The 25,786-nt window shown below is 66.7% G+C and carries 28 protein-coding genes and 1 tRNA gene; 12 read left to right on the top strand and 17 right to left on the bottom strand.

Annotation, left to right across the window (positions count from 1 at the left end; genetic code table 11):
• Positions 1–197: 197 nt before the first annotated feature.
• Entirely contained in the window at positions 198–452 is a 255-nt protein-coding gene (locus FIU94_RS13210) for a DUF1127 domain-containing protein (protein WP_152466230.1), read from the bottom strand.
• Positions 445–675, bottom strand: coding sequence for a DUF1127 domain-containing protein (locus FIU94_RS13205; protein ID WP_152466229.1), 231 nt, complete (start codon positions 673–675; stop codon positions 445–447). Before FIU94_RS13205 ends, FIU94_RS13210 begins: the two co-directional genes overlap by 8 nt.
• Positions 676–812: 137 nt before the next feature.
• Here FIU94_RS13205 and FIU94_RS13200 point away from each other — a divergent pair, with 137 nt between their 5' ends.
• On the top strand, positions 813–1,733 hold the full coding sequence (locus FIU94_RS13200) for a LysR family transcriptional regulator (RefSeq protein WP_152466228.1): 921 nt from the start codon (positions 813–815) through the stop codon (positions 1,731–1,733).
• On the opposite strand, the gene FIU94_RS13195 is transcribed toward FIU94_RS13200, so the two are convergent.
• Entirely contained in the window at positions 1,716–2,672 is a 957-nt protein-coding gene (locus tag FIU94_RS13195; protein WP_152466227.1) for a DMT family transporter, read from the bottom strand. The genes FIU94_RS13200 and FIU94_RS13195 overlap by 18 nt on opposite strands.
• 70 nt (positions 2,673–2,742) lie before the next feature.
• Here FIU94_RS13195 and FIU94_RS13190 point away from each other — a divergent pair, with 70 nt between their 5' ends.
• Positions 2,743–3,651 (top strand): alpha/beta fold hydrolase, encoded by a 909-nt coding sequence (locus tag FIU94_RS13190; protein WP_152466226.1) that lies wholly within the window; start codon positions 2,743–2,745, stop codon positions 3,649–3,651.
• 46 nt (positions 3,652–3,697) lie between these two features.
• On the opposite strand, the gene FIU94_RS13185 is transcribed toward FIU94_RS13190, so the two are convergent.
• The 11 genes from FIU94_RS13185 to FIU94_RS13135 form a co-directional block, all read right to left on the bottom strand.
• Positions 3,698–3,774 (bottom strand) — tRNA-Asp (locus tag FIU94_RS13185).
• A 242-nt stretch (positions 3,775–4,016) separates the two neighbouring features.
• The gene (locus tag FIU94_RS13180; RefSeq protein WP_152466225.1) at positions 4,017–4,955 is read right to left on the bottom strand and encodes a pirin family protein; all 939 of its coding nucleotides are present in this window, start codon (positions 4,953–4,955) and stop codon (positions 4,017–4,019) included.
• Positions 4,956–5,141: 186 nt separating this feature from the next.
• On the bottom strand, positions 5,142–5,843 hold the full coding sequence (locus FIU94_RS13175; protein WP_152466224.1) for a VIT family protein: 702 nt from the start codon (positions 5,841–5,843) through the stop codon (positions 5,142–5,144).
• 170 nt (positions 5,844–6,013) lie between these two features.
• Positions 6,014–6,655, bottom strand: coding sequence for an urease accessory protein UreG (gene ureG / locus FIU94_RS13170; protein WP_152466223.1), 642 nt, complete (start codon positions 6,653–6,655; stop codon positions 6,014–6,016).
• Positions 6,652–7,299: an urease accessory protein UreF gene (locus FIU94_RS13165; RefSeq protein WP_152466222.1), complete on the bottom strand. Its 648-nt coding sequence runs from the start codon at positions 7,297–7,299 to the stop codon at positions 6,652–6,654. The genes ureG and FIU94_RS13165 overlap by 4 nt, the downstream gene beginning before the upstream one ends.
• On the bottom strand, positions 7,289–7,783 hold the full coding sequence (locus FIU94_RS13160) for an urease accessory protein UreE (protein WP_152466221.1): 495 nt from the start codon (positions 7,781–7,783) through the stop codon (positions 7,289–7,291). Before FIU94_RS13160 ends, FIU94_RS13165 begins: the two co-directional genes overlap by 11 nt.
• A 15-nt stretch (positions 7,784–7,798) precedes the next feature.
• On the bottom strand, positions 7,799–9,508 hold the full coding sequence (gene ureC, locus FIU94_RS13155) for an urease subunit alpha (protein ID WP_152466220.1): 1,710 nt from the start codon (positions 9,506–9,508) through the stop codon (positions 7,799–7,801).
• Between the two features lie 69 nt (positions 9,509–9,577).
• Entirely contained in the window at positions 9,578–9,883 is a 306-nt protein-coding gene (locus tag FIU94_RS13150; RefSeq protein ID WP_152466219.1) for an urease subunit beta, read from the bottom strand.
• Positions 9,880–10,065, bottom strand: a complete 186-nt coding sequence (locus tag FIU94_RS13145; protein WP_152466218.1) for a hypothetical protein — start codon at positions 10,063–10,065, stop codon at positions 9,880–9,882. The genes FIU94_RS13150 and FIU94_RS13145 overlap by 4 nt, the downstream gene beginning before the upstream one ends.
• A 12-nt stretch (positions 10,066–10,077) precedes the next feature.
• Complete coding sequence (locus FIU94_RS13140) at positions 10,078–10,380, bottom strand: urease subunit gamma (RefSeq protein WP_152466217.1); 303 nt, start codon at positions 10,378–10,380, stop codon at positions 10,078–10,080.
• A gap of 1 nt (position 10,381) precedes the next feature.
• Positions 10,382–11,266, bottom strand: a complete 885-nt coding sequence (locus FIU94_RS13135) for an urease accessory protein UreD (RefSeq protein ID WP_254702539.1) — start codon at positions 11,264–11,266, stop codon at positions 10,382–10,384.
• A gap of 132 nt (positions 11,267–11,398) precedes the next feature.
• Here FIU94_RS13135 and FIU94_RS13130 point away from each other — a divergent pair, with 132 nt between their 5' ends.
• Positions 11,399–12,358 carry an aldose epimerase family protein gene (locus FIU94_RS13130; protein WP_152466215.1) on the top strand — a complete coding sequence of 320 codons (960 nt, stop codon included), beginning with the start codon at positions 11,399–11,401 and terminating at the stop codon, positions 12,356–12,358.
• Positions 12,359–12,671: 313 nt separating this feature from the next.
• Positions 12,672–13,088, top strand: a complete 417-nt coding sequence (locus FIU94_RS13125; protein ID WP_152466214.1) for a DUF4112 domain-containing protein — start codon at positions 12,672–12,674, stop codon at positions 13,086–13,088.
• A gap of 88 nt (positions 13,089–13,176) precedes the next feature.
• On the opposite strand, the gene ndk is transcribed toward FIU94_RS13125, so the two are convergent.
• A complete protein-coding gene (ndk, locus tag FIU94_RS13120; RefSeq protein ID WP_071972037.1) occupies positions 13,177–13,599 on the bottom strand; it encodes a nucleoside-diphosphate kinase in 423 nt (140 codons plus the stop codon).
• Between the two features lie 106 nt (positions 13,600–13,705).
• Between ndk and FIU94_RS13115 the strand changes: the two genes are divergently transcribed.
• From FIU94_RS13115 to FIU94_RS13105, 3 genes are all read left to right on the top strand, one after another.
• Positions 13,706–15,565 carry an ABC-F family ATP-binding cassette domain-containing protein gene (locus FIU94_RS13115; protein ID WP_172975903.1) on the top strand — a complete coding sequence of 620 codons (1,860 nt, stop codon included), beginning with the start codon at positions 13,706–13,708 and terminating at the stop codon, positions 15,563–15,565.
• Between the two features lie 133 nt (positions 15,566–15,698).
• The gene (locus tag FIU94_RS13110; RefSeq protein WP_152466212.1) at positions 15,699–16,331 is read left to right on the top strand and encodes a MarC family protein; all 633 of its coding nucleotides are present in this window, start codon (positions 15,699–15,701) and stop codon (positions 16,329–16,331) included.
• 54 nt (positions 16,332–16,385) lie between these two features.
• A complete protein-coding gene (locus tag FIU94_RS13105) occupies positions 16,386–16,967 on the top strand; it encodes a TIGR02281 family clan AA aspartic protease (RefSeq protein WP_152466211.1) in 582 nt (193 codons plus the stop codon).
• Between the two features lie 123 nt (positions 16,968–17,090).
• Here FIU94_RS13105 and FIU94_RS13100 read toward each other — a convergent pair whose 3' ends face one another.
• Positions 17,091–17,549 (bottom strand): DNA polymerase III subunit chi, encoded by a 459-nt coding sequence (locus FIU94_RS13100; RefSeq protein ID WP_152466210.1) that lies wholly within the window; start codon positions 17,547–17,549, stop codon positions 17,091–17,093.
• A 7-nt stretch (positions 17,550–17,556) separates the two neighbouring features.
• Positions 17,557–19,029 carry a leucyl aminopeptidase gene (locus tag FIU94_RS13095; protein ID WP_152466209.1) on the bottom strand — a complete coding sequence of 491 codons (1,473 nt, stop codon included), beginning with the start codon at positions 19,027–19,029 and terminating at the stop codon, positions 17,557–17,559.
• A 145-nt stretch (positions 19,030–19,174) separates the two neighbouring features.
• Between FIU94_RS13095 and lptF the strand changes: the two genes are divergently transcribed.
• Genes lptF through pdxA form a run of 5 tightly spaced genes read left to right on the top strand, consistent with a single transcriptional unit; the run spans position 19,175 to position 25,748 of the window.
• Entirely contained in the window at positions 19,175–20,302 is a 1,128-nt protein-coding gene (gene lptF, locus FIU94_RS13090) for an LPS export ABC transporter permease LptF (RefSeq protein WP_152466208.1), read from the top strand.
• Positions 20,299–21,396 carry an LPS export ABC transporter permease LptG gene (lptG, locus tag FIU94_RS13085; RefSeq protein ID WP_152466207.1) on the top strand — a complete coding sequence of 366 codons (1,098 nt, stop codon included), beginning with the start codon at positions 20,299–20,301 and terminating at the stop codon, positions 21,394–21,396. The genes lptF and lptG overlap by 4 nt, the downstream gene beginning before the upstream one ends.
• A gap of 4 nt (positions 21,397–21,400) precedes the next feature.
• Positions 21,401–23,524 (top strand): LPS-assembly protein LptD, encoded by a 2,124-nt coding sequence (locus FIU94_RS13080; RefSeq protein ID WP_368407130.1) that lies wholly within the window; start codon positions 21,401–21,403, stop codon positions 23,522–23,524.
• On the top strand, positions 23,512–24,753 hold the full coding sequence (locus FIU94_RS13075; protein ID WP_152466206.1) for a peptidylprolyl isomerase: 1,242 nt from the start codon (positions 23,512–23,514) through the stop codon (positions 24,751–24,753). Before FIU94_RS13080 ends, FIU94_RS13075 begins: the two co-directional genes overlap by 13 nt.
• Entirely contained in the window at positions 24,750–25,748 is a 999-nt protein-coding gene (pdxA, locus tag FIU94_RS13070; protein ID WP_152466205.1) for a 4-hydroxythreonine-4-phosphate dehydrogenase PdxA, read from the top strand. The genes FIU94_RS13075 and pdxA overlap by 4 nt, the downstream gene beginning before the upstream one ends.
• The last annotated feature ends 38 nt before the right edge of the window (positions 25,749–25,786 follow it).

Below are 25,786 nucleotides of genomic sequence, written 5' to 3'. Positions count from 1 at the left end.
AAACGGCGACCGGCACGTTCGGGAGGAGGAGTGAACGTGCCGGTCTGCATAACGGCTTCTGGGAGGAAGCACCGTAAAAGTCGGCACCCGGCGGTCTCTGGGAGGAGCGAGGCCGGTTGCCTGGCAATGACGCCTGCGATTGACGCGCGCCATTGATGCTGTTGCGCGGCGGTCCGCGCGATGTTCGTTCCGACGGGTCAGAGACCGTCGTATTCGTAGTCAAGCAGATAGGCTGCATGCTGCGGGATGTCCCCGCGGGTGATGCCCATCTCTTCGAGCTGCCGGTCGCTTCGGGCGTTCAGCACAGAGACCATGCGGCTGTACTGCATCGCCCTGACGACCGTATCGATGGTACGGGCTGCCCCGCGAAAGAAGCCCGACGCCGCCCCCTGGATACCAGCGAGGATGCCGTGTACTGCGTTCTGTCCGTGAAGGGTGCCTTGATCAGCCATGTTGTGTCTCCATATCTGCGGTTTCGCGGGCCGCGCGCCGGATATGCGACCGGTGGATGCCGATGTCGGCAAGGTCGCGATCGCCGAGGGCGGCGAGTTCGTTGAAGGTGCGCCGATAGATCGCGCGGCGCTTGCGGAACAGCGCCAGGGTCTCGCGCAGTTGCTCGAACCGGTTGCCCAATTGATAAGCGGTGGATTGGTTGTGATGCGTTGCGGTTGCCATGACGACCACTCCTTTCATTGTCTCTGCTGCGGTGCAGTATATATATGCTGCAATGCAGAGATAGCGGCTCCCCCCGCCCGATCCAACCCGTTGTTCGTGCATAGGGGCTATGCCGAAATGGAAAGGCACCGAACGTCATGGACGTATCATCACAGATGCTGGCCTTTGTCCGCGTGGTCGAGACGGGCAGCATATCGGCCGCGTCGCGGGCCAGCGGCCAGACGCCGTCGGCGGTCAGCAAGCAGATCGGCCACCTGGAAGACCACGTGGGCCATCGGCTGTTGCGGCGCACCCGCGCGGGCGTGTCGCTGACCCATGAAGGCGCGCGGTATTACGAGAAATGCCGCGCCATGGCCGAGAAATTCATCGAGGCTGAGGACTACATCAGCAGCTTCAGCGATGCCCCCTCGGGCCAGCTGCGCGTGGCCTCAAGCGTGGCCTTCGGCAAGGCACAGCTGATCCACGTCCTGCCCGAATTTCTGGCCACCTACCCCGAGATCAGGTTCTCGCTCGAACTTACGGACCGGACCATCGAGATCGAAGAGGAAAGCTTTGACGCGGCCATCAGCTTTGCCGAGCAGGAGACCGATCCCAACGTGATCGTGCGACGCATCATGCGCAACGAACGCATCCTTTGTGCGGCGCCGTCCTTCATCGAACGCCACGGGATGCCCGAGAGTTTTGCCGATCTGGCCCGGTACAACTGCCTGCGCACGTCGAATGCGCGCGGGCGGAATGCCTGGCAGGCGACACTTGACGGTGTGAACTACGCGGTGGAGGCCGATGGCAATTTCGAGGGCAACAGTGCCGATGCGGTGTTCATCGCGGCGATGTCGGGGTTGGGGATTGCGCGCCTGTCGACCTACCTGGTCGCGCACAAGATCGCGTCGGGCGAACTGGTCCGCCTCTTCCCGGAGTATACGCAGGACCACGCGGATGTCGCCGTCAGCTACGCGCAGAAGCGCAACCTGTCACCGGCCATCCGCGCATTCGTCGATTTTCTGGTGGACCGCTTCGACCGCCCCCAGCGCAGGCCGTCGCTACACGCGGCGGGGTGATTTGCGCTGTCCCTCGCGCAGAAAGACGTAGATGCCCGACCCGATCACCACCGCCGCGCCCAGAAAGACCATCGGCGCGGGCCATTCGCCGAAAATCGTCCAGCCCCAGAACAGCGCATAGATCAGCAGCGAATACTCGAAAGGCGCGACCGCCGATGCGGGGCTCAGCCGGTAGGCCTGCGACATCAGATACCCGACGGCGGCCGCAACCAGCCCCAGCATCGCGATGGGCAGGGCATCCGCCGCCGGGGGCCAGGTCCAGGCCCGCAACAGGAAACGGATGCTTTCGTTCTGCGTGCCTTCGGCAAAGCGCCCGTCGCCCGCCACCAGGAACATGGTGACACTGACCAGGATAAAGGCGATCTGCATGTGCAATGCCAGCGCCGAGGCACGGCTGGTCGCGCCCAGCTTGCGCGTCAGCACCGACATCGTCGCATAGCCGGCCGCCGCCAGCACCGGCAGGACCACAACCCACCCCAGCGCGTCCTCGCCGCCCGCCAGCTGCGGGGCCATCATCAGCAAGACACCGGCAAAGCCCAGCCCGATGGCGCCAAAGCGGCGCGGGCCGACATGTTCGCCCAGGATCGGGATCGACAGAAGGGTGACGAACAGCGGCGCCACGAAATACAGCGCATTGGCCGTGGCCAGGGGCATCGCCACGATGGCGGCATAGATCATCGAATTGGCAAAGACGATCAGCATCGCGCGCAGCATGTGCAAGAGCGGCCTGCCCGTGCGCAGCAGGCTCCAGCCGCCCTCCAGCCGCAGCAGGAACAGGGTAAAGACCAGCCCCACGCAGGACCGCAGCAACACAAGCTGATGCAGCGGATAGCCGCCCGAAAGCGATTTGATCAGCATGTCGTTGACCGAGATCAGGAACATCCCCGCCAGCATGCAAAAGATGCCCATCCGGGCCTGTGGTATCGCGGCGACGTTCATGCCCCCTCTTACATGTGCTGGCATGGGATTGTTAGGCTACAATCAGACGAAACATGGAAAGGGTAGGAAGATGAGCATCATCAAGGGCTTTGACGCCCATGTGGCACAGGCGAACGGCCAGCGGGTGGCCTATGCGCGCGGTGGCGACGGTCCGCCGGTTCTGCTGTTGCACGGATTTCCGCAGACCCACGCCATGTGGCACGCCGTGGGTCCCGCGCTGGCCGAGCATTTCACCGTCATCGCCCCCGACCTGCGCGGCTACGGCGACAGCGCCAAGCCCGAGGGCACCGCGCCCTACAGCTTTCGCGAGATGGCCGCCGATCCGCTGGCGCTGATGCGCGATCTGGGGTTCGACCGGTTTCACCTGGTGGGCCACGACCGCGGCGGGCGCACCGCCCACCGCATGGCGCTGGATGCGCCGGAAGCGGTCCGCAGCCTGACAGTGATGGACATCGTGCCGACTCATCTGCTGCTCGACACCCTCAGCCACAAGGTCGCCCGCGACTATTATCACTGGTTCTTCCTGGCGCAGCCCGCGCCGCTGCCCGAATCCCTGATCGGCCATGACCCGGACGGCTATTTCGAAACCGCGCTCACCGGCTGGGGGGCAACGGATCTGTCGGTCTACGACCCCCAGGCGCTGGCCGCCTACCGCGCCGCCTGGCGCGATCCCGACACCATTCGCGGCATGTGCGCCGACTACCGCGCCGCGCTGGAAATCGACATGGATCTCGACGCCGCCGATCTGGGCCGCCGCGTGACCTGTCCGGCACTGGTGATGTGGGGCAAGGACGGCGTGATGGCCCGCCGCTACGACCTTGCCGCCACCTGGGCCGACCGGCTGGAAACCCAGCGGACCGCGCCGATGTCCGGCGGACATTTCTTTGTCGACGAACACCCCGCCGAAACCAGCGCGGCGCTGCTTGCGTTCCTGCTGTCGGTGGATGGAGGGGAAGCGAAAACCAGGCCAACCCCCTGACCCGGAACGCAAAAAGACCCCCTGACGGGGGCCTTTTAAGCAGCGGTGGCGCGGTTGACGGGGCTCGAACCCGCGACCCCCGGCGTGACAGGCCGGTACTCTAACCAACTGAGCTACAACCGCCCACTGCGGCTTCGAGGCTGGCCCCGAAGCGTTTGGTGGTAATATGAGCGTAGGCCGGAGCCGTCAAGACGCAAACCGGAGGAAAATTCAGAAATATTCCGAACGCCCGCGGCCAGCCCCCGCAGGCCCGATCCCGATCTCTGGCGCGTTTCGGGATTTACCTGAATCAGGTGTGCGCTGCCTCTGCCTTCGGTCGCACTCGAAAAGGGATGGGGCATGTTGCAGGTTTATCCTGAAACGCCTTAGCGCGACGGTGCGGGGATGAATTCCGCATCGTCGCCCGGCGGCAGCTTGAAACGGCCATGCGCCCAGTCGCCCGCGCGCCAGGCTTCCTTTGCCGCGTTGATGCGGTCTTTCGACGAGGCGACGAAATTCCACCAGATGTGGCGCGGCCCGTCCATCGTCGCACCGCCCAGCAGCATGATCCGCGCGCCCTCTTCGCCGGCGCGTGCGCTGATCCGGTCGCCGGGACGGAACACCAGCATCTGGCCCGCGTCAAACACCTGCCCGCTGACCGTGACAGAGCCGGACACGACGTAGAGCCCGCGATCCTCGTGGTTGTCGGGCATCGGGATGGAGGCCCCCGCCTCCAGCAGGGCATCGGCATAGAAGGTCTCGGAGAAGACCTTGACCGGGGCGGTCTCGCCATAGGCGTCGCCAAGGATCAGGCGCACCTGCTTGCCCTCGCCCTCCAGCAGCGGCAGGTCGTCCTTTGCCGCATGCTGGAAATCGGCGGCGCGGTCCTCGTCTTTCTGCGGCAGCGCGACCCAGGTCTGCAGCCCGAACAGGCTGTGCGGGGCCTTGATCATGTCTCCGTCGGCCCGTTCGGAATGGGTGATGCCGTGCCCCGCCACCATCCAGTTGACCGCCCCCGGTTCGATCCACTGATCGGTGCCCAGCGAATCGCGGTGGTGGATCTTGCCCTTGTAGAGGTAGGTCACTGTCGCCAGGCCGATATGCGGATGCGGGCGCACGTCGATCCCCTTGCCGGTCAGGAACTCCGCCGGTCCCATCTGGTCGAAAAAGATGAAGGGGCCGACCATCTGCCTCTTGGGCGCGGGCAAGGCGCGGCGCACCTCGAACCCGCCGAGGTCGCGGGCGCGCGGGACAATCACGGTTTCAATGGCATCCACGGCGTCGCCTGTGGGGCAATCGGGGTCGAGGGCGGGGTTCCAGCTCATGTCGGGCTCCTGTCTTGCTTTGCCCGAAGGTAAGCGCGGCGCGCGGCTTTGCATAGCTTTAGCCTGCGCACAGTTTCTGTGCGGCAGCCGTGCCGCCCTCAGGCGAATGGCGCGCGGGTTTCAGCGTTGTGTTAGAGTATTTTTGGCATAAAGAAGCCGGGGTCAGGCCAGGACCCGCCAGAGGGTTCAGCCCAGGCCGACGCCAAAGATCATGCCGACGCCCGCGGTCGCGGCCATTGCCAGCGCGCCCCAGAACATCACCCGACCGGCGCCGCGCAGCACACCGGCGCCGCCGACGACGGCCCCCAGGCCGCCGAGAACCGCAAGGGCGAGAAGGGTCGTCAGCGCCACGAAAAGGACGATCTGCGCCTGCCCTGCAAGGGCCGCAACGATCAGCGGCACCACGGCGCCCGCGGCAAAGGTGGCGGCAGAGACAAGCGCGGCCTGCACGGGCCGCGCCGATGCGGTATCCTGGATGCCCAGTTCATCCCGAAGGTGCGCTGCCAGCGCGTCCTTTTCCGTCAGCTGAACCGCGACCTGCCGCGCCAGACCGGGATCGAGGCCGCGCTGCACATAGATCTGGGTCAGCTCGTCCAGTTCCGCCTCCGGCGCGGCCTCAAGCTCTGCGCGTTCGCGGGCGATGTCGGCGTTTTCGGTGTCGGATTGCGAACTGACCGAGACGTATTCGCCTGCCGCCATGGACATGGCGCCCGCGACCAGGCCCGCAAGCCCCGCGATCAGGACCTCGGGCCGCCCGGAGCCTGCCGCCGCCACGCCGACCACGAGGCTGGCGGTGGAGACCAGCCCGTCGTTCGCCCCCAGCACAGCGGCCCGCAGCCAGCCGATGCGATGGACGAGATGGCTTTCGGGATGGGCAGAGTAGGTCATGGCAGCCTCTTTTGGTGTGGGCCGGAAACGCGGACCCGCCCTGCCCTGTTAGGCGAACTGCCGCCGCCGTTCCAGTCCCTCTGCCGCGCACGGCCCGTGCCGGTAGCGACGTGGGATGACGGCGACCGGGTCAGGTGCACAAGGCGGGGACCGCGGGGCGGTCTGGTGCGTCAGGCCTGCGCGGGCTCTGCCGTGGGCATGTCCAGCCCGCCGATGGACAGCAGCTGACGGACCACCTCATCTGTCCCCTGCCCGTGGCGCAGCGCGCAGAACACGAAGGGTCGGTCCCCGCGCATCCGCGCCGCGTCCCGCGTCATCACGTCGAGCGATGCACCCACATGGGGGGCCAGATCGGTCTTGTTGATCACCAGCAGGTCCGACTTGGTGATCGCCGGGCCGCCCTTGCGGGGGATTTCCTCGCCCGCGGCCACGTCGATCACATAGATCGTCACATCCGCCAGCTCCGGGCTGAAAGTGGCAGAGAGGTTGTCGCCGCCGCTTTCGATCAGCACCAGATCGAGATCCGCGTGGCGTGCGCGCATCTCGGCGATGGCCGCAAGGTTGATCGAGGCATCCTCGCGGATCGCGGTATGCGGGCAGCCGCCGGTTTCCACCCCGATCACCCGGTCCTGCGGCAGGATCTGCATGCGCATCAGCGCCTCCGCGTCTTCCTGCGTGTAGATGTCGTTGGTGATCACCCCGATCGACAGCGCCGGGTGAAAGACGCGCGCCAGTGCGGCGGTCAGCGTGGTCTTGCCCGCGCCAACCGGGCCGCCGATCCCGATGCGCAAGGGGCCGTTCATTCTGGTCATGATCGGAATATCCTGTGTTCAAGCGTTTCGTGCCGCATCGCGGCCACATCGGACAGAAAGGCGCTGCTGGCCAGATCGTCCAGGTTTTGGCCCCTGCTCTTTGCCACGACCTGTTCCACCACCGGAGCGAGAGCGGCGAGACAGACCTGCCCCTCGGTCTGGCCCAGCGGCACCAGCCGCACCGCCGCCGAGACCAGATTGCTGGCAAAGGCCTGAAGGTACATCTGTGCCGTCAGCTCCAGCGGCAGCGACATCCGTCCGGCGGCATAGCCCACCGCGACGGGATGGGTCAGCTGCGGCAGCGTCCCGCCCCAGATGGCGGCGGTGGTCCGGGCAAAGGCCCCGCCCTGCACCTGCGTTTCCGCCAGCCGTTCGGCACTGCTGGCAAAGGCGCGGGCCTCGGCGTCCACTGCGGCCACCGCGTCCAGATCTTCACAGGCATGGGCCGCGCAGATCAGGATGCAATCGTTGCGCCCGGTGCCATGGGCCAGCACATCCTCCAGCCAGGCCTGCAGGCTTTCGGCACTGTCGATCCGGCCCGTCGCAATGGCCATCTCCAGCCCATGCGAATAGGCAAAGGACCCCAGCGGATAGCTGGGCGAAAACCATTGCGCGAGGGTCAGCAGATCGCTGTCAGTGGTCATGGGCCGTGTGCCCGTGCGCGTGGCTGTGGGTTCGCCCGTGGCCATAGGCGCCGCCCTCGGGGGTGAAGGGGGCCGTGACCCCGGTCAGGGTCGCGCCCAGGTGTTCCAGCATGTGACCGATCACGGGATCGTTCCGGATCAGCAGGTGATCCGCCGCGATCTGGCAGGGTGTGTGCCGGTTGCCGATATGCCAGGCCAACCGCACCAGGTCCGGCCCGGTGACACGCAACAGCGCCTCTTCTGCCGCACGGACAAGGATATGCGTCCCGTCCTCCAGCACCAGTGCGTCGCCATCGTCCAGCGAGGTCGTCTGCGGCAGATCAACGACAAAAGGCCGCCCCTCCACCGTTTCCAGCCGTTTGCGGCGCAGGAATCGCGCCTCGTAATCCAGCAGGCAGATGTCGGCGGGCCCGGACCAGTGACCCGCCCCGAGATGGGTCTGTGCCACGGGCAGCGTTCTGGGTCTGTCAGCGGTCTGTGTCATCGTAGACGTCCTTTCTCAGAACATGAAATAGCGTTGCGCCATCGGCAGCACCTCGGCGGGCTGGCAGGTCAGCAATTCGCCATCCGCGCGCACCTCGTAGGTTTCGGGGTTCACCTCGATCTCGGGGGTGGCGTCGTTCAACAGCAGGTCCGCCTTGCCGATGTTGCGGGTACCCGCGACCGCAACGGTCTGCTTGGCCAGCCCCAAGGTGGCGCGGATGCCGTCGGCCTGCGCCGCGCCGGACACGAAGGTCACGCTGGCGTGTTCCAGCGACCGCCCGTAGGCGCCGAACATGGGCCGGGTATAGACCGGCTGCGGCGTGGGGATGGATGCATTCGGATCGCCCATCTGCGCCACGACAATGGTGCCGCCCATCAGCACCATCTCCGGTTTCACCCCGAAGAACGCCGGGCTCCACAGCACCAGATCCGCCCGCTTGCCCACCTCGATGGAGCCGACGGCATGCGAGACGCCCTGCGCGATGGCGGGGTTGATGGTGTATTTCGCGATATAGCGGCGGACGCGGAAATTGTCGTTCTCGCCGGTTTCCTCGGCCAGTCGCCCGCGCTGTTTCTTCATCTTGTCGGCGGTCTGCCAGGTGCGGATCAGCACCTCGCCCACGCGGCCCATCGCCTGGCTGTCGGAGGCGATGATGCTGAAGGCGCCCATGTCGTGCAGGATGTCCTCGGCGGCGATGGTCTCGCGCCGGATGCGGCTTTCGGCAAAGGCGATGTCTTCGGGGATCGACTTGTCCAGGTGGTGACAGACCATGAGCATATCCAGATGCTCTTCCAGGGTGTTCACGGTGAAGGGCCGCGTCGGGTTGGTGGAGGACGGCAGGACGAAACCTTCGCCGCAGATCTTGATGATGTCCGGGGCATGGCCGCCGCCCGCGCCCTCGGTGTGGAAGGCGTGGATCGTGCGGCCCTTCATCGCGGCCACGGTGTGTTCGACAAAACCGGATTCGTTCAGCGTGTCGGTATGGATCATCACCTGCACGTCCATGTCGTCGGCCACGCTGAGGCAGCAGTCGATGGCGGCGGGGGTGGTGCCCCAATCCTCGTGCAGCTTCAGCGCCGCAGCCCCGGCCCTGACCATCTCGACCAGCGCCTCGGGCTGGCTGGCGTTGCCCTTGCCCGAAAGCCCGACGTTCATCGCGATGCCGTCGAAGGCCTGCAGCATCCGCCCGATGTGCCAGGGCCCCGGCGTGCAGGTGGTGGCCAGCGTGCCGTGGGCCGGACCGGTGCCGCCGCCGAAACAGGTGGTGACGCCGGAGTGCAGCGAATCCTCCATCTGCTGCGGGCAGATGAAGTGGATGTGGCTGTCCACGCCGCCAGCGGTGAGGATGCGCCCCTCGCCCGCGATGATCTCGGTCCCCGGCCCGATGATAATGTCCACGCCCGGTTGCGTGTCGGGGTTGCCCGCCTTGCCGATGGCATGGATCAGCCCGTCCTTCAGCGCCACATCGGCCTTGTAGATGCCCGCGTGGTCGACAATCAGCGCATTGGTGATGACGGTATCCACCGCCCCGCCCGCGCGTGTCACCTGGGATTGCCCCATGCCGTCGCGGATCACCTTGCCGCCGCCGAACTTCACCTCTTCGCCATAGGTGGTCAGGTCGCGCTCGACCTCGATGATCAGGTCGGTGTCCGCCAGCCTGACCCGGTCCCCGGTGGTGGGGCCGTACATGGCAGCGTATTGCGCACGGGGAATCGAAACGGGCATGTCAGGCTCCTGTGGTCGTCGTAGGCGTGAAACAGCGTGTCTGCCCCGCCGATTGGATTGCATTCCGGGTCACAACGCCCCCATCACCTTGCCATTGAACCCGAACACCACCCGCTTGCCGCCATAGGGCACCAGCGCCACCTCGCGGCGCTGGCCGGGTTCGAACCGCACGGCCGTCCCTGCGGCGATGTCCAGCCGCAGGCCCTGCGCGGCGGCGCGATCGAACTCGAGCGCCGGGTTGGTTTCGGCGAAGTGATAGTGGCTGCCCACCTGCACCGGGCGGTCGCCGGTATTGGCCACCATCAGCGTGACCGCCTCTCGGTCCGCGTTGAGGGTGATGTCCCCCGCTGCGGTGATGACCTCGCCGGGGATCATCTGCGCGCGCCCCGCCGCAGCTTTACCCGACCGTGCAGCGCCACCGCGGCGGCGGCCACGATCAGGGCAAGCCCCATGAAGACCGGCATCCATTCGGCCCCATGCGGGGCGATGTGAACGCCCGGGTGCGCAAGTGCCGGATGTGCCAGCAGCAGCGCAGGCGGAAGGATCAGATGTTTCATGCGGGTTTCCTTTCAGCGGATCGGGTTGTGGACTGTCACCAGCTTGGTGCCATCGGGAAAGGTCGCTTCGACCTGGACCTCGTGGATCATCTCGGCGATGCCCTCCATGCATTGGTCGCGGGTCAGCACCTGGCCGCCCGCCTCCATCATGTCGGCCACGGAACGGCCGTCGCGGGCACCTTCGACCACGACGTCGGTGATCAGGGCGATGGCCTCCGGGTGGTTCAGCCTGACCCCCCGCGCCAGCCGCCTGCGCGCCACTTCGGCGGCCATGGCCACCAGCAGCTTGTCCTTTTCCCGTGGGGTCAGTTGCATCCTAAAGTCTCCAGTTCAGGGGCAGATGGCCGTTGTTCAGCAGCATCAGCGCCGGGATCAGGTAGCGGCGCAGCTCGAAGCTGTCGCCCGCCAGCAGCCGCGCCACCAGAAGGCCACCGGGCAGCAGGCTGGCCCCGCCGGTTCGCGGCATCAGCGCACGCAGCGGCGCCAGCAGACCGTCGGCGCCCGGACCGGCCAGAACCACCGTCGCCACGGCGCCCGCGCCGCCCGCGATGGCCCCGCGCGCCAGATGCGCCTGCACCGCGCCGTCCAGCGCGATCCCGTCGCGGAACAGCGGCACGCCGTCACGGTCGATGCGGATGCGGTCGCGCAGATGCGCGGCGCGCAGCACCTCGCCCATCGCCGCGCGGCCAAAGACCAGCGTCTCGACCATCAACAGGGTCGCGTCCCCGGCAAGCTCTGCCTTCAGCCGCCGGTCGAGCGCCGCGTGATCGAACAGGATCGTTTCTTGCGGCAGCCAGTTGATCCGCGCGCCCGTTGCGGCGCTGAGCTGGGTGTCGATCCGGCCCAGTTCACCGGGCTGCGCGCGGTAGATCCGCTCTGCCGCCTGAGTGCTGAGGGTCAGGCATGCCCCCGGCGCCGCCGACGCGGCAAGGGCCAGCCGGTCGCCGCCGGTGACACCGCCCGCCGTGTTCACGATCACGGCTTCCACATCCGGGCGGAAGACCCGCGGCAGGATCAGCTTCATTGCGCCCGACTGGCGCAACCGTTCCAGCCGCGTCACCCCGCGGTCGTCGGCGCGCACAGCGATCCGGCCCGCGCCCCGCGTGCGCGGCTGAAGGGGGTTGGCATCCTGCCAGTTCTGAGGCGCGGCGGCGGTGATGGGCTTTCCCTCCCGGTAAGGTCCAACCCAGCCTAGCGCCACGCCGCCCCGCCGCAATTGAATGCGCGCCTGGGGGATGGCCTTTTGCCCTGTTTCAGATCGACGTGATGAATTTTTAGGCGGACCGCACGCCAGCCGCTTGCCTGCGCCCGAGAGACACCGCATCAAGGGCGCATGACCGCCTTTTCCCCCCTCACCCTCCGGTCCGAGGCGCTGACCGCGCATATCCTGCCCTTCGGGGCGGCCCTGGTCGGTCTGCATCTGGCGGGCGGGGCCGACAACCTCGTGCTGGGGTTCGCCGACCCGCAGGACCACGCCCGCATTCCGGTCTATGCCGGGGCCGTCGTGGGACCGGTCGCCAACCGGATCGCGGGCGGACGTCTGCGCGTGGCTGGACAGACCCACCAGATGCCCCGGAACGAAGGCGACACCTGCCTGCACTCCGGGCCCGAGGGGCTGCACGCCCGACACTGGGAGGTCCGCGCAAAGGACGCCGCGCGGCTGTGTCTGGGCCTGACCCTGCCGGACGGGGCCTGCGGCCTGCCCGGAAAGCGCGAAATCACCGCGCAATATGCGCTTGCGGGCGATACCCTGACACTGGCGCTGGAGGCCACGACCGACAGGCTCACCGCGATGAACCTCGCGCATCATCCCTACTGGACCCTCGACGGACGCGGCGACGTCTCGACCCACCGGCTTGATGTCGCGGCGACGCATGTGCTGGCCGTAGACGCGCAGGGCCTGCCCACCGGCAAGCTGCGGCCTGTGGCGGGCACCGCGCTTGATTTCCGCTGTCCGCGCCCGGTGCCCCGCGACGCGCCGCTTGACCGCAACTACTGTCTGTCCGACGCCAGCTTGGCCGTGCCCCGTCATGTGGCCACCCTGACCGGCGCGACTGGCACCGCGTTGCAGATCACGACGGACGCGCCGGGGCTTCAGGTCTATAACGGGGCTTTTCTGCCCGCCACGAAAAACGCCCTGCCCGGTGGCCGCGGCTTGCGGCCCTTTCACGCGATGGCGCTGGAGCCGCAGTACTGGCCCGATGCCCCGAACAATCCGCAATTTCCACAGATCATGCTGGCGCCTGGCCAGTTATGGCGGCAGACCACCTGTTACAGATTGGCGACGGGCTGACGCTGGCACGATTTTGCCTTTATTCTGCCCTGCTGTCGGCACGCCTTGCCGCCACCCTCGGCGTCGGGCGCAGCCCCCGCGCCCCAGCAGGAGACGCGAGATGGCACGTCACGACCCGAAACCGGCGCCCCAGCCGCAAAAGCCGCCCGAAACCGGCGAGGACCAGAACGGCAAGCCCAAGCCGAAACCGCCGATCATCACGGATTACGCGAGTATCTGAGCGGCACCGGAGCTGCGCTGCACGACCTCCACCCTTGAACCCGATGCATCCCGCGCCACCTTTTCCGTTTGAACGGCAGAAAGGATCGGGACATTGGAAGAACACGCCCACGCTGACGAACTCGCCCGCCTGCGGCGGCTCGCGACACGGATGGACACCGCCTTTCGCATCCCCGGGACAGGCATCCGGTTTGGCTGGGACGCGATCATCGGCCTTCTGCCCGGCGTCGGCGACACCCTGGCGCTCGCGCCCTCCGCCTATATCATTCACAAATCGCACCGGCTGGGCGCGCCGAAGCACCTGCTGGCGCGGATGATGCTGAATTCCGGCATCGACCTGGTCGTCGGGTCGGTGCCGCTGATCGGTGACATTTTCGACGTGGGCTGGAAATCGAAGATCCGCAATGTCGACCTGCTGGAGCGCCACCTGCGCGACACAGCGGCCCGCGCACCGCGCAACGAAGATGTCGAGGGCAATCTGTCGTCGCATCACCCGGATCTGCGCGGCTGATCCCCCCGAAAACGCGAACACCCCCGCGGCATCCCGCGAGGGTGTCTGAAATCTATTGTCGACCGGCTGCTGCCGGATGGAACAGGACTTATCCGACCAGTTCGAGACCGGAGAAGAAATAGGCGATCTCGACCGCCGCTGTCTCGGGAGCATCGGATCCGTGAACGGAGTTCTCGCCCACGCTCTCGGCGAATTCGGCGCGGATCGTGCCCGCTTCGGCATCGGCGGGGTTGGTGGCGCCCATCACTTCGCGGTTCTTGGCAATCGCACCTTCGCCTTCCAGCACCTGCGCGACGATCGGGGCGGAGGCCATGAATTCGCACAGCTCGTCATAGAAGGGACGCTCGGCGTGCACCTTGTAGAACTCGCCTGCCTGGGCCTTGGTCAGGTGAATCCGCTTTTGCGCCACGATGCGCAGACCTGCGTCCTCGAACTTCTTGTTGATGGCGCCGGTCAGGTTGCGGCGGGTGGCGTCGGGCTTGATGATCGAGAATGTACGCTCAAGGGCCATGTGGCTTGCTCCTTCGGGGGTGTTGAATTTGGCGCCTCCTAGCATGGGGTCCCGGCCTTGAAAAGCCGCGATTGACGGGGCCTGCAACTTGGTCCACACCCCGCGCATGTTACGCATTTCCGAAATCAGCTACTCCGTCGAGGGGCGCCCCCTGTTCGAAGAGGCCAGCGCCGTGATCCCCGAAGGCCACAAGGTGGGCCTGGTCGGGCGCAACGGCGCGGGCAAAACCACGTTGTTCCGCATCATCCGCGGCGAACTGGCGCTGGATGGTGGCGACATCAGCCTGCCCAGCCGGGCCAGGATCGGCGGGGTGGCGCAGGAGGTCCCCTCCTCCGACGTGTCGCTGATCGACACCGTCCTTGCCGCCGACACCGAGCGCGCGGCGCTGATGGCGGAGGCCGAGACCGCGACAGAGGCAGGGCGCATCGCCGACATCCAGTCGCGGCTGGCCGATATCGACGCCTGGTCCGCCGAAGGGCGCGCGGCGGCGATCCTCAAGGGGCTGGGTTTCGACGACGCGGAACAGCAAATGCCCTGCTCGGACTTTTCGGGCGGCTGGCGCATGCGCGTGGCGCTGGCGGGCGTGCTCTTTGCCCAGCCCGACCTTTTGCTGCTGGACGAACCGACCAACTATCTCGACCTCGAAGGCGCGCTCTGGCTGGAAAGCTATCTGGCCCGATACCCCCATACGGTGATCATCATCAGCCACGACCGCGGTCTGCTGAACCGTGCGGTGAACGGGATCCTGCATCTCGAAGACCGCAAGCTGACCTTCTATCAGGGCCCCTACGACCAGTTCGCCCGCCAGCGGGCCGAACAGCGCGCGGTGCAGGCCGCCATGGCCAAGAAGCAGCAGGCCCGCCGCGATCACATGCAAGCCTTCGTGGACCGGTTCAAGGCCAAGGCATCCAAGGCCAAGCAGGCCCAGTCCCGCGTCAAGATGATCGAGAAGATGGACATGATCTCGACCCCTGAACAGGCGGCGAAGCGGGTATTCACCTTCCCCGAACCGGAGGAACTGTCGCCGCCCATCATCTCGATCGAGGGCGGATCGACCGGCTATACCCCCGGCAAACCTGTGCTGTCGCGGCTGAACCTGCGCATCGACCAGGACGACCGCATCGCGCTGCTGGGCAAGAACGGCCAGGGCAAATCGACACTGTCCAAGCTGCTGTCGGACCGGCTGGTGCTGATGGACGGCAAGGCGGTGAAGGCCAACAAGCTGCGCATCGGCTTTTTCGCCCAGCACCAGGTGGACGAGCTGCACGTGACTGAAACGCCGCTGCAGCACATGATCAGCGCCCGGCCCGGCGTGCTGCATTCGAAACTGCGCGCACAGCTGGCGGGCTTTGGCCTGGGGGCGGACCAGGCCGAAACCGAGGTGGGCCGCCTGTCGGGCGGGCAGAAGGCGCGGCTGTCGCTGCTGCTGGCCACGCTGGACGCGCCGCATCTGCTGATCCTCGATGAGCCGACCAACCACCTCGACATCGAAAGCCGCGAGGCGCTGGTGGAGGCGCTGACGCAGTATTCCGGCGCGGTGATCCTGGTCAGCCACGACATGCACCTGCTGTCGATGGTGGCGGACCGGCTGTGGCTGGTGTCGAACGGCACCGTGACCCCTTACGAGGAGGATCTGGAAAGCTACCGCAAGATGCTGCTTCAGCCGACGAAACCGGTCAGCAAGAACAGCAAACCGGCAGAGGCGCCCAAGCCCAAGCGCGCCAGCCGCGAGGACATCCTTGCCCTGCGCGCCGAGGTCCGCAAGTCCGAGGCACGCGTGGAAAAGATCAACGACATGCGCGACAAGCTGGCCCAGAAGCTGGCCGATCCGGCCCTCTACGAGGACACCAAGGTCGGCGAGCTGGAAGTCTGGAACAAGAAATACGCCGAGGTGATGCAGGCGCTTGAACGGGCGGAGGGCTTGTGGATGAGCGCGCTGGAGAAGCTGGAAAAGGCCAGTGCATGATCCCCGCCGCGCGTCATAGGGCACGAACCGATGTGCGGGGCCAAAACTCTTGCAAGAGTTTTGCCGCGCGCATTCCCCGGTCCGGGCCTGTCGGGCATCCCGCGTTCCGTCTGCGCTGGCGCGGGGGCGGGACATGACCTTCGACACCGCTTACATGATCACCGCGCTGGTCACGATGTTCGTGGTGATCGACCCCATCGGCATTGCGCCGCTCTTCATCGCGCTGACCCCGGGCATGTCCCGCGCCGAGCGGCGGCGCATCGCCTGGCGTGCTGTGCTGGTGGCGGGTTTCGTGCTGACGCTGTTTGCCTTTCTGGGCGAAGCGGTGCTGGGCTTTGTCGGCATCTCGATGCCCGCCTTCCGGATTGCGGGCGGGATCTTGCTGTTTCTCACCGCGCTCGACATGCTGTTCGAGCGGCGCACCAAGCGGCGCGAGGACCGCACCGAAGAGGCCGAGGCCACCGACCCTTCCGTCTTTCCGCTGGCGATTCCGCTGATGGCCGGACCCGGCTCCATCGCATCGGTCATCCTGCTTGCCGGGGAACGCCCCGGCGCGGAGGGGCTGGTGACGGTGCTGGGCATCACGGCGCTGACCCTGCTGGTGATGGCGCTGGTGCTGCAGGCCGCCGGTGGGGTGGAGCATCTGATCGGCAAGACCGGGATCGACGTGATCACCCGCCTTCTGGGCATGTTGCTGGCCGCGCTTTCGGTGCAGTTTGTTCTGGACGGGCTGATCGCCTTCGGCTTCGGCCCCGGCGCGGGCTGACAGCGGGCCGCTTCGGCCCTATATCGGAAGGCAAGCGAGAGGGAGCCGACGCCGATGGGTGAAACCGACACGATGCAACTGGTCTATCTGTCCGTCTTGGGGGCGGTGCTGGCCGGGTGGTTTTTTCTGCAATCGCGCGAGAGCCTGAACCGCAGCCTGCAATACATGGCTGTCTGGGCGCTGATCTTTGTCGGCGGGGCGGCGGCGGTCGGGCTGTGGCAGGACATCAGCCGGGATGCGGCGCGCCCGCAGATGGTGCTGACCGACGACGACCGGATTGTCGTGCCCAGGGCCCGCGACAGCCATTATTACCTGACGCTCGACGTCAACGACACGCCGATCCGCTTTGTGGTCGATACCGGTGCCACGGACCTGGTGTTGACCCGCGACGACGCGCGGCTGGCCGGGATCGACCCGGACAGCCTGAATTTCCATGGCTCAGCCAATACCGCCAACGGCATGGTCCGCACCGCCTACGTCCGGCTGGATCAGGTCACGCTTGGCCCCGTGACAGACCGCAACGTGCCCGCGGTCGTCAACGAGGGTGAGATGCGGCAATCGCTTCTGGGGATGGGGTACCTGCAACGCTGGGGCCGGATCGAGATCGCGAACGACGAGCTGATCCTGACGCGGTAGGTCCGGTGTCCCGCCAGCGGATCGGGCCGCGGCGCGGGCTGACGGCTTGGGATGAGGTATTTTTGGCATAAAGAAGCCGGGGGCCCGCCCTTGCCGCGACGCCTTGCGCGGGTTGGGCGGGGGTCAGGTTTCGGCCTTTTTCTCCCAGCGGCCCGAGGCTTCTGACCAGTATTGGGCGGAAACTCCGGCCTGTTTCAGCGCCATCCATTGGTGCCGCGCGCGGTCGAGGGCTGTGGGGTCGTCCCCGTCGAAGAGCACGCAGACCCGTTCCAGCGCGGCGACCTCTTCTGGCGTCACCTCGGCCCCGTGGCACGACATCACGCAGGCCGGGGCGTTGGGGGCGTCGGGCGCAGTGGTCAGCAGCACGGGCTGGGCGGCGTCATGCGGACCGCCCGCGAGGCCGTGCGGCAGGAAGCCCTCCTCGGGTCCTAGCCAGAGCGCGCGATCCAGGGCCTCCAGCCCGGCGGGATCGGTGCCCCGCACCGCGACCCGCCAGCCCTGCGCCAGCGACCGTTCCAGCAGCATCCGAAGGGTTTCGGCCAGGGGCCGCCGGGTCAGGTGGTAGAAATAGGCCGCCCCCATGGCCGGGTCACGCCGTCTCGAAGCGGTCCGCCACGAGGCGGTTCAGCGCCGCGACGCCCCAGCCCGTCGCCCCCGTCGGCGCCAGCGCGGTTTCGGATTTGACCGAGGCGACACCGGCGATGTCGAGGTGGATCCAAGGGGTTTCGTCCTTGACGAAACGCTGCAGGAACTGCGCCGCCGTGATCGAGCCTGCCGCCCGCCCGCCGATGTTCTTCATATCCGCGATGCGGCTTTTCAGCAGGTCGTCATAGGCCTGGCCCAGGGGCATCCGCCAGGCGCCTTCGCCCTCGGCTTCCGCCGCCTTGAGGAAATCGCCGCAGAACCCGTCGTTGTTGGAAAAGACGCCCGCATTCTCGTGGCCGAGGCCGACGACGATGGCCCCGGTCAGCGTGGCGAGATCGACCATCGCGGCAGGTTTGAACCGGTCCTGCGCGTACCACATGACGTCACACAGGACGAGCCGGCCTTCGGCGTCGGTGTTGATCACCTCAACGGTGTCGCCCTTCATCGAGGTGATGACATCGCCCGGACGGGTCGCATTGCCCGACGGCATGTTTTCGACCAGCCCCACGAGGCCGACCACGTTGGCCTTTGCGCCGCGCAGCGCGAGGCTGCGCATGACGCCCGCGACGACGCCCGCGCCGCCCATGTCCATGGTCATGTCCTCCATCCCCGCAGCGGGTTTGAGGCTGATGCCCCCGGTATCGAAGACGACCCCCTTGCCCACCAGGGCGAGCGGGGCGGCGTCCTTCTTGCCGCCCTCCCAGCGCATCACCACGACCTTGGAGGGGCTGTCGGAGCCCTGTCCCACGCTCAGCAGCGTGCGCATGCCCAGGTCTTCCAGGTCGGCCTCTTCCAGCACCTCGACCTTCAGGCCCAGTTTCTCCATCGCAACGAGGCGGTCGGCGAATTCGGTCGTGGTCAGCACGTTGGCGGGGGCGTTGATCAGGTCGCGGGTCATGAAGGCGCCCTCGGCCACTGCCATCAGCGGGTCTGCCGCGGCCTGCGCGTCGTCCGGTTTGCTGCACATGATCGTCACCGCGCCCTCGCGATCCTTCGGGCTGCTCTTGTGATCCTCGAACCCGTAGTCGCGCATGGCGAGACCGAAGGCGGCCTCTGCCACCCGGCGCATGCCCGCCGCCAGCACCAGCAGGTCGGCGGTGCCACGCGTCTTGGCCAGGGTCGCACCGGCGCGGCGGGCTTCGGTCACGCTGACGCGGCGGGGCATGTGGATCACGTCCACCGCTTCGGCGGCCAGACCCGAGGGATAGGCCATCGCGACGCCCTGCCCCGGCTTCAGCTTGGTGAACTTCTCGCTTTCCACCAGCCGGGCGAGCGCCCCCCGCGTCAGTTTGTTCACCCGCCGCGCGCCCGCGTCCATCCGTCCCTCGGGGTTGACGAAGACGGCGATCCGCCCCTCGTGCGCGGCGATCCGGTCGATGGCGGTTTCGGTAAAGGTGATCGGGGTGAGATCGGTCATGTGGAGGCCCTTGTCCTGGTTTCCCGCACAGACCTACCGCGCCCGCCCGCCAAGCGCCAGATATCAGTTTTCCACCCCGGGGTTTTACAGTAATGTCGCCGAAAATCGCCGTGAGAGCACCGGATCAGACCTTGGGGGGAACGCAGTGGCACGCCTTGACCGCTATATGCTGTCGCAGTTTCTGCTGCTTTTCGGATTCTTCGCGCTGGTGCTGGTGGCGCTGTTCTGGATCAATCGCGCGGTGCTGCTGTTCGACCGGCTGATCGGGGACGGGCAATCGGCGCTGGTTTTCCTGGAGTTTACCGCGCTTGGCCTGCCCAAGCTGATCCTGACGGTGCTGCCCATCGCCGCCTTCGCGGGGGCGGCCTATGTCACCAACCGGCTGAGCGGCGAAAGCGAGCTGACGGTGATGCAGGCGACCGGCTGGGGGCCCTGGCGGCTGGCGCGGCCCGTGTTCATATACGGCCTGTGCGTGGCGGGCATGATGTCGGTGCTGAGCCATTTCCTCGTCCCGCTGGCCCAGGCCCAGCTCAGCCAGCGCGAGACGGAGATTTCCCAGAACGTGACAGCGCGGCTGCTGACCGAGGGCACCTTTCTGCATCCGGGTGACAAGGTCACCTTCTACACCCGCCAGATCGACGCGGACGGGGTGTTGCGCGATGTCTTCCTGTCGGACCGCCGCGACGCGGACGAAGGGGTGATCTATACCGCCGCCGAAGCCTATCTTGTCCGCAACGGCGAGGCGGCGACGCTGATCATGGTGGATGGGCTGGCACAGCGGCTGGACCGCACCGACAACCGGCTGGCCACGGCAAAGTTCCGCGATTTCTCCTTTGACATCTCGGCACTGGTCAGCAGATCGGCGGGGCGCGCGATCTCCAGCCAGAACCTGACCACGCTGTCGTTCATGACCTCGTGGCCCAGGTTGTCGGAAGAATCCGGCGACAGCCTGGGCACCATAACGGAGGAGTTTCATTCCCGCTTTGCACAGCCGCTGTTCTGCGTCGTGGCGGCGATGGTGGGGTTCGCCACGCTTTTGCTGGGCGGCTTTTCGCGCTTTGGCGTGTGGCGGGAGGTGGTCATCGCCTTTGGCCTGCTGATCGCCATCGACGGCTTCCGCGGGGCGCTGGTGGACGAGGTGCTGACCGACCCGGCGAAGTGGCCGCTGATGTATGTGCCGGTGCTGGCCGGTGCGCTGCTGGTGGTGGCCGAACTGACGCTGGCGGCACGGCCCGGCCTGCTGCGCCGTCGGCGGCGGGAGGCCGGGGCATGATCCTGCACTTTTACTTTGCCCGCCGCTTTGCGATCACCTTTGTCGCGATCACCGCCATTCTGTTTGCCCTCGTGATGCTGGTGGACGCGGTCGAGCAGGCGCGCCGCTTTGGAAGCTACGATCTGGGCTGGCAGCGCATTCTGGGGCTGACCCTGCTGAACGCGCCGCAGACCATCAACCTGATCCTGCCGCTGATCATGATCCTGGCGACCGTGGCGCTTTTCATCTCGCTTGCCCGGTCGTCCGAACTGGTGGTGACGCGGGCTGCCGGGCGGTCGGCGCTGCGGGCGCTGATCGCACCGGCGGTGGTGGCGCTGCTGATCGGGGTCATGGCGGTGGGCATGCTGAACCCCATCGTGGCCGCCACCAACAACCGCTATCTGCAACTGTCGGAAAGCTACCGGTCGAACGGGGCCTCGGCCCTGTCGATCAGCGAAGAGGGCCTGTGGCTGCGGCAGGGCAACCTCGACGGGCAGACCGTGATCCGCGCCTGGCGGTCCAACGCCGACGCGTCGGTGCTCTACGATGTCACCTTCATCACCTATGAGAACGGCAAGGGTCCGGTCAGCCGGGTTGAAGCGGGATCGGCCGCGCTGCTGGACCGCGAATGGCGCCTGCGGGACGCCAAGTTCTGGCCGCTGGAAGATGGCGTCAACGCCGAAGGCAACGCCACCACCCATGAATTGCTGACCATCCCTTCCTCGCTGACGGTGGACCGCATTCGCGAAAGCATCGGCGAACCCGGGGTGGTGTCGATCTACGAACTGCCCACCTTCATCCGACAGCTGGAACAGGCCGGGTTTAGTCCGCGCAAACACAAGGTGTCGTTCCAGGCCGAATTCGCGCGGCCTTTCTTCCTGCTGGCCATGGTTCTTGTTGCGAGCGCCTTCACCATGCGGCATACCAGATTTGGTGGTACAGGGGTCGCTGTACTGGCATCTGTGCTATTGGGGTTCACCTTGTATTTCATTCGCAGCTTTGCGCAAATCCTTGGAGAGAACGGCCAGATCCCGGTTGTGCTGGCCGCCTGGGCGCCGCCCGCTGTGGCCATTCTGCTGGCGCTCGGACTGCTGCTGCACGCGGAGGACGGATAGACACGTGCGCCGCTGGCTGCTGATACTGGCCCTGTCCATGATGCCGCTGACGTCCGCCAAGGCGCAGCAAAGCACGGATCCTGCCGCGGTGCTGGTCGCCGACCGGGTGTTTCTGACCCGTGACCGGACCCTTGTGGCGCAGGGCAATGTGGAGGCGTTTCAGGGAGAGACGCGTCTGCGCGCCAACGCCATCCGCTACGATCAGGCATCCGGGGCACTGAGCATCGAGGGCCCCATCGTCATAACAGAGGGCGCGGATACGCTGATCCTTGCCGATGCGGCAGAGCTTGACCCCGACCTGCAGAACGGTCTGCTGCGGGGCGCGCGGCTGGTGCTGAACCAGCAATTGCAGCTTGCCGCGAACCAGATCAACCAGGTCGATGGCCGCTACAGCCAGCTTTACAAGACCGCCGTGACCTCCTGCAAAGTCTGCGAGGACGGGCGCGCGCCGCTGTGGCAGATCCGGGCCCGGCGGGTGGTGCATGACAAGCTGGAGCAGCAGCTCTACTTCGACGAAGCCTCATTTCACATCCGCAATATTCCTGTCTTCTACCTGCCCAGACTGCGGCTGCCGGATCCGACACTCGAACGGGCCACCGGCTTCCTGCGGCCCTCGCTCAGGACAACCTCGCGGCTGGGCACCGGGGTCAAGATCCCCTACTTCATCAAGATCGGCGATCACCGCGACCTGACGCTGACGCCCTACCTGTCCAGCGCCACCCGCACGCTGGAGTTCCGCTATCGGCAGGCGTTCCGCAACGGACGTATCCAGTTCGACGGTGCCTATACCCGTGACGACGAACGCCCCGGCAAGACGCGCGGCTATCTTTTCGGGTACGGGCAGTTCGACCTCGCGCGTGACTACGTGCTGGACTTCGCGATCGAGGCGACGAGCGACCGGGCCTATCTGACGGAATACGGCTATTCACCGAAAGACCGGCTGACCAGCCAGCTGACCGTCAGCCGCGTGCGCCGCGACGCCTACGTGCGCGCCAGCATCTACAACTTCGAATCTCTGCGCGACACCGAGGTGAACGACGAATTGCCGACGATCGTGCTGGATGGCGACTACGAGCGACGTTTCTTCCCGCGGGCCGTGGGCGGAGAGCTGCGGATGCGCATCCAGCCCCACAGCCACCTGCGCACCTCGGACCAGGATATCGTGGGCCGCGACGTGGCGCGCCTGCAAGGTGACATCAAATGGCTGCGCCGGTTGACCTTCGGCAACGGGCTGGTGGTGGACGGACAGACCGGGATCAGCTTCAGCGGCTTTGATATCGTGCAGGACAGCACCTATTCGCAGAACCATTCCGAAGTGGTGCCTTTCGCGGCCCTCGCCCTGCGCTACCCGATGCTGCGGCGCGAGACCGGCAGCGTGACACAGATGCTCGAACCGATCGCCCAGATCGCCTGGGTCGGCGGCCAACGGCTGCCGATCCCGAACGATGAAAGCACGCGCGTCGAATTTGACGAGGGCAATCTGCTGTCGCTGTCCCGGTTTCCCCGCCCGGACCGGCGCGAACGCGATGCGATTGCGGCCATCGGTGTCAACTGGTCGCGGTTCGACCCCGCCGGATGGGATGCCCACCTGACCATCGGACAGGTCCTGCGCGAGCAAGCCGATCCCGACTTCGCCAGCACCTCCGGTCTGTCCGGGACCAGTTCGGATTTCCTGCTGGCGGGGCAGATCAAGACGGCAGAAGGGCTGTCGCTGACCGGGCGTGGCCTGTTCGACGAGAATTTCGACTTTGCCAAGGCCGAGCTTCGCGGCGACTGGGATTTCGCCCGCGGTCGGCTGGGGGGCAGCTATGTCTGGCTCGACGCGGACCTGGCCGAGGACCGCCTGCAGGCGGTTTCGGAAATCGCGCTGGACGGGGATTACAGGATCAGCCGCCACTGGACCGCCTCGGCCGACTGGCGCTTTGACGTCGCCGACGAACGCGCCGCTTCGGCAGGTATCGGCCTGACCTATGACAATGAATGCGTGTCGGTCGATCTTTCCGTCAATCGGCGCTATTCGACCTCAACTAGTGTTGAGCCCTCGACCAATATCGGTTTTAACATCGGGCTCAGGGGCTTCGCCGCCACCAATGGAACAGAAAGATACGTGCGCTCATGCCGGAACTGACCAGATCCACACCTTCGTTCATCCTGCGGTGGGCTGCCGCCCTGGGGCTGGCGCTCTGCCTGCTGGTGCCGCCGGTGACTGCACAGAACCTCTATGCGCCCGTGGCCCGTGTGAACGACAAGGTCATCACCGAATTCGAGGTCCAGCAGCGCCAGCGGTTCCTTCAGGTGCTGAACGCGCCGGGCACCGACCGTGAAAGCGTGATCGACGCGCTGATCGACGACCGGCTGCGCATGGAACTGGCGGAAAGCTTCGATCTTGAGATGACGCCGGAGGGCGTCCGCGACGGGCTGACCGAATTCGCGGGCCGCGCCAATCTCACGCTCGACGAATTCACCGCCGCGCTGGGTCAGGCCGGTGTGTCGCAAGAGACCTTCCGCGACTTCGTGGTGACGCAGCTGGTCTGGCGCGAACTGATCCGGGCCCGCTACGGCAGCCGCGTCAACATCTCGGACGCCGAGATCGACCGCGAACTGGGCCGCAGCGGGTCGGGTGGCGGCATCCGCGTGCTGCTGTCCGAAATCATCATCCCCGCCCCGCCGCAGAACGCCGCGCGGGTGAACGCGCTGGCCGACCGCATCGCACAAAGCCAGTCCGAAGCCGAATTCTCGCGCTACGCACAGCAATACTCGGCCACCGCGTCGCGCGGGCGCGGCGGGCGCATGCCCTGGACGCCGCTCGAAAACCTGCCGCCCTCGTTGCATCCCATCCTGCTGGCGCTGGCCCCGGGCGAGGTGACGGCGCCCCTGCCCATCCCGAATGCCGTGGCGCTGTTCCAGCTGCGCGGGATCGAAGAAACCGGCGCGCCCAGCAAGAGCTACTCGGAAATCGAATACGCCGCCTATTACATTCCCGGCGGTCGCAGCGAACCCGCCCTGGCCCAGGCCGCCCGGGTGCGCGCCGAAGTGGATACCTGCAACGACCTTTACGGCGTGGCCCAGGGCCAACCGGAAAGCGTGCTGGACCGCGGCAGCAAGGCCCCCGGCGAGATTCCGCAGGACATCGCCATCGAACTGGCCAAACTCGACCCGGGCGAAAGCTCCACCGCGCTGACGCGGTCGAACGGCCAGACGCTGGTGTTTCTGATGCTGTGCAGCCGCACCGCAGAGGCCAACGCCGAAGTCAGCCGCGAAACCGTCGTGTCGAACCTGCGCCAACGCAAGCTTTCGGGCTATGCAGAGCAGCTGACGCAACAACTCCGCGCCGACGCCCGCATCATTCGGCAATGACCCAAGGCCCCCGCGACGCCGCGGCCCGGGACCGGCCAGTCGCGATTTCCTGCGGGGAACCCGCCGGCATCGGGCCAGAGGTCGCCGCCCGCGCATGGGCAGCACTTGCAGCCGAAATCCCGATGGTCTGGCTCGGCGATCCGCGCCACCTGCCCCACGACGTGCCGCACCGCATTGTGCCGGACGCCGCAGCAGCCGCGCGCGTCAGCCGCGACGCGCTGCCGGTGCTGGCCCATGACTTCGGCGGCCCCGCCACCCCCGGCAGGGCGCAGGCCGGTCACGCCCAGGGCGTGATCGACATGATCGCACTGGGGGTGGATCTGGTGCGCGACGGCGACGCCTGCGCGCTCTGCACCGCGCCGACCCACAAAAAGGCCCTCAAGGACGGTGCCGGTTTCGCCCATCCGGGCCACACCGAATACCTCGCAGCACTGGCTGGCGTCGACCAGGTTGTGATGATGCTCGCCTCGGACCAGCTGCGCGTGGTGCCCGCCACGATCCACATCGCCCTGTCCGAGGTTCCCCGGCAGCTGACCCCGGCCAGCCTGACCCGGACCATCGAAATCACCCACGCTGGCCTGCGCGATCTCTTCGGCATCGCGGCCCCCCGCATCGCCGTGGCCGGGCTGAACCCCCACGCGGGCGAAGGCGGCGCCATGGGCCGGGAAGAACTGGACTGGATCGCACCGCTGATCGCCGACCTTCGCGCAGGGGGCTACGACCTGGCCGGACCGCTGCCCGCCGACACCATGTTTCACGCCGCCGCCCGCACCCGCTACGACGCGGCGGTGGCAATGTATCACGACCAGGCGCTGATCCCGATCAAGACGCTGGATTTCGACAGGGGCGTGAACGTGACACTGGGCCTGCCCTTCGTGCGCACCTCCCCCGATCACGGCACCGCCTTCGACATCGCGGGCAAGGGGCTGGCAAACCCCACCAGCATGATCGAGGCGATCCGCCTGGCGCACCGCATGGGCGGGGGCGCAGCATGATCCTTCATTGTTCCCCAAATACACGAAAGCCCGGATTG

The sequence above is a fragment of the Sulfitobacter sp. THAF37 genome (genome assembly GCF_009363555.1).
In the GTDB taxonomy this organism is placed as follows: domain Bacteria; phylum Pseudomonadota; class Alphaproteobacteria; order Rhodobacterales; family Rhodobacteraceae; genus Sulfitobacter.
The sequence above is the reverse complement of the archived record's forward strand: the minus strand, read 5'-3'. Positions and strand labels throughout refer to the sequence as shown.

Coding starts and splice junctions, on each gene's coding strand:
- FIU94_RS13115 (WP_172975903.1), top strand. CDS start 13,706: ATGTTACGCATTTCCGAAATCAGCTACTCCGTCGAGGGGCGCCCCCTG.
- pdxA (WP_152466205.1), top strand. CDS start 24,750: ATGACCCAAGGCCCCCGCGACGCCGCGGCCCGGGACCGGCCAGTCGCG.
- FIU94_RS13095 (WP_152466209.1), bottom strand. CDS start 19,029: ATGACCGATCTCACCCCGATCACCTTTACCGAAACCGCCATCGACCGG.
- FIU94_RS13160 (WP_152466221.1), bottom strand. CDS start 7,783: ATGACACAGACCGCTGACAGACCCAGAACGCTGCCCGTGGCACAGACC.
- FIU94_RS13140 (WP_152466217.1), bottom strand. CDS start 10,380: ATGCAACTGACCCCACGGGAAAAGGACAAGCTGCTGGTGGCCATGGCC.
- FIU94_RS13195 (WP_152466227.1), bottom strand. CDS start 2,672: ATGAACGTCGCCGCGATACCACAGGCCCGGATGGGCATCTTTTGCATG.
- FIU94_RS13130 (WP_152466215.1), top strand. CDS start 11,399: ATGACCGCCTTTTCCCCCCTCACCCTCCGGTCCGAGGCGCTGACCGCG.
- FIU94_RS13200 (WP_152466228.1), top strand. CDS start 813: ATGGACGTATCATCACAGATGCTGGCCTTTGTCCGCGTGGTCGAGACG.
- ureG (WP_152466223.1), bottom strand. CDS start 6,655: ATGACCAGAATGAACGGCCCCTTGCGCATCGGGATCGGCGGCCCGGTT.
- ndk (WP_071972037.1), bottom strand. CDS start 13,599: ATGGCCCTTGAGCGTACATTCTCGATCATCAAGCCCGACGCCACCCGC.
- FIU94_RS13165 (WP_152466222.1), bottom strand. CDS start 7,299: ATGACCACTGACAGCGATCTGCTGACCCTCGCGCAATGGTTTTCGCCC.
- FIU94_RS13105 (WP_152466211.1), top strand. CDS start 16,386: ATGGGTGAAACCGACACGATGCAACTGGTCTATCTGTCCGTCTTGGGG.
- FIU94_RS13175 (WP_152466224.1), bottom strand. CDS start 5,843: ATGACCTACTCTGCCCATCCCGAAAGCCATCTCGTCCATCGCATCGGC.
- FIU94_RS13180 (WP_152466225.1), bottom strand. CDS start 4,955: ATGAGCTGGAACCCCGCCCTCGACCCCGATTGCCCCACAGGCGACGCC.
- FIU94_RS13145 (WP_152466218.1), bottom strand. CDS start 10,065: ATGAAACATCTGATCCTTCCGCCTGCGCTGCTGCTGGCACATCCGGCA.
- ureC (WP_152466220.1), bottom strand. CDS start 9,508: ATGCCCGTTTCGATTCCCCGTGCGCAATACGCTGCCATGTACGGCCCC.
- FIU94_RS13210 (WP_152466230.1), bottom strand. CDS start 452: ATGGCTGATCAAGGCACCCTTCACGGACAGAACGCAGTACACGGCATC.
- FIU94_RS13110 (WP_152466212.1), top strand. CDS start 15,699: ATGACCTTCGACACCGCTTACATGATCACCGCGCTGGTCACGATGTTC.
- FIU94_RS13190 (WP_152466226.1), top strand. CDS start 2,743: ATGAGCATCATCAAGGGCTTTGACGCCCATGTGGCACAGGCGAACGGC.
- FIU94_RS13075 (WP_152466206.1), top strand. CDS start 23,512: ATGCCGGAACTGACCAGATCCACACCTTCGTTCATCCTGCGGTGGGCT.
- FIU94_RS13205 (WP_152466229.1), bottom strand. CDS start 675: ATGGCAACCGCAACGCATCACAACCAATCCACCGCTTATCAATTGGGC.
- FIU94_RS13100 (WP_152466210.1), bottom strand. CDS start 17,549: ATGGGGGCGGCCTATTTCTACCACCTGACCCGGCGGCCCCTGGCCGAA.
- lptG (WP_152466207.1), top strand. CDS start 20,299: ATGATCCTGCACTTTTACTTTGCCCGCCGCTTTGCGATCACCTTTGTC.
- FIU94_RS13150 (WP_152466219.1), bottom strand. CDS start 9,883: ATGATCCCCGGCGAGGTCATCACCGCAGCGGGGGACATCACCCTCAAC.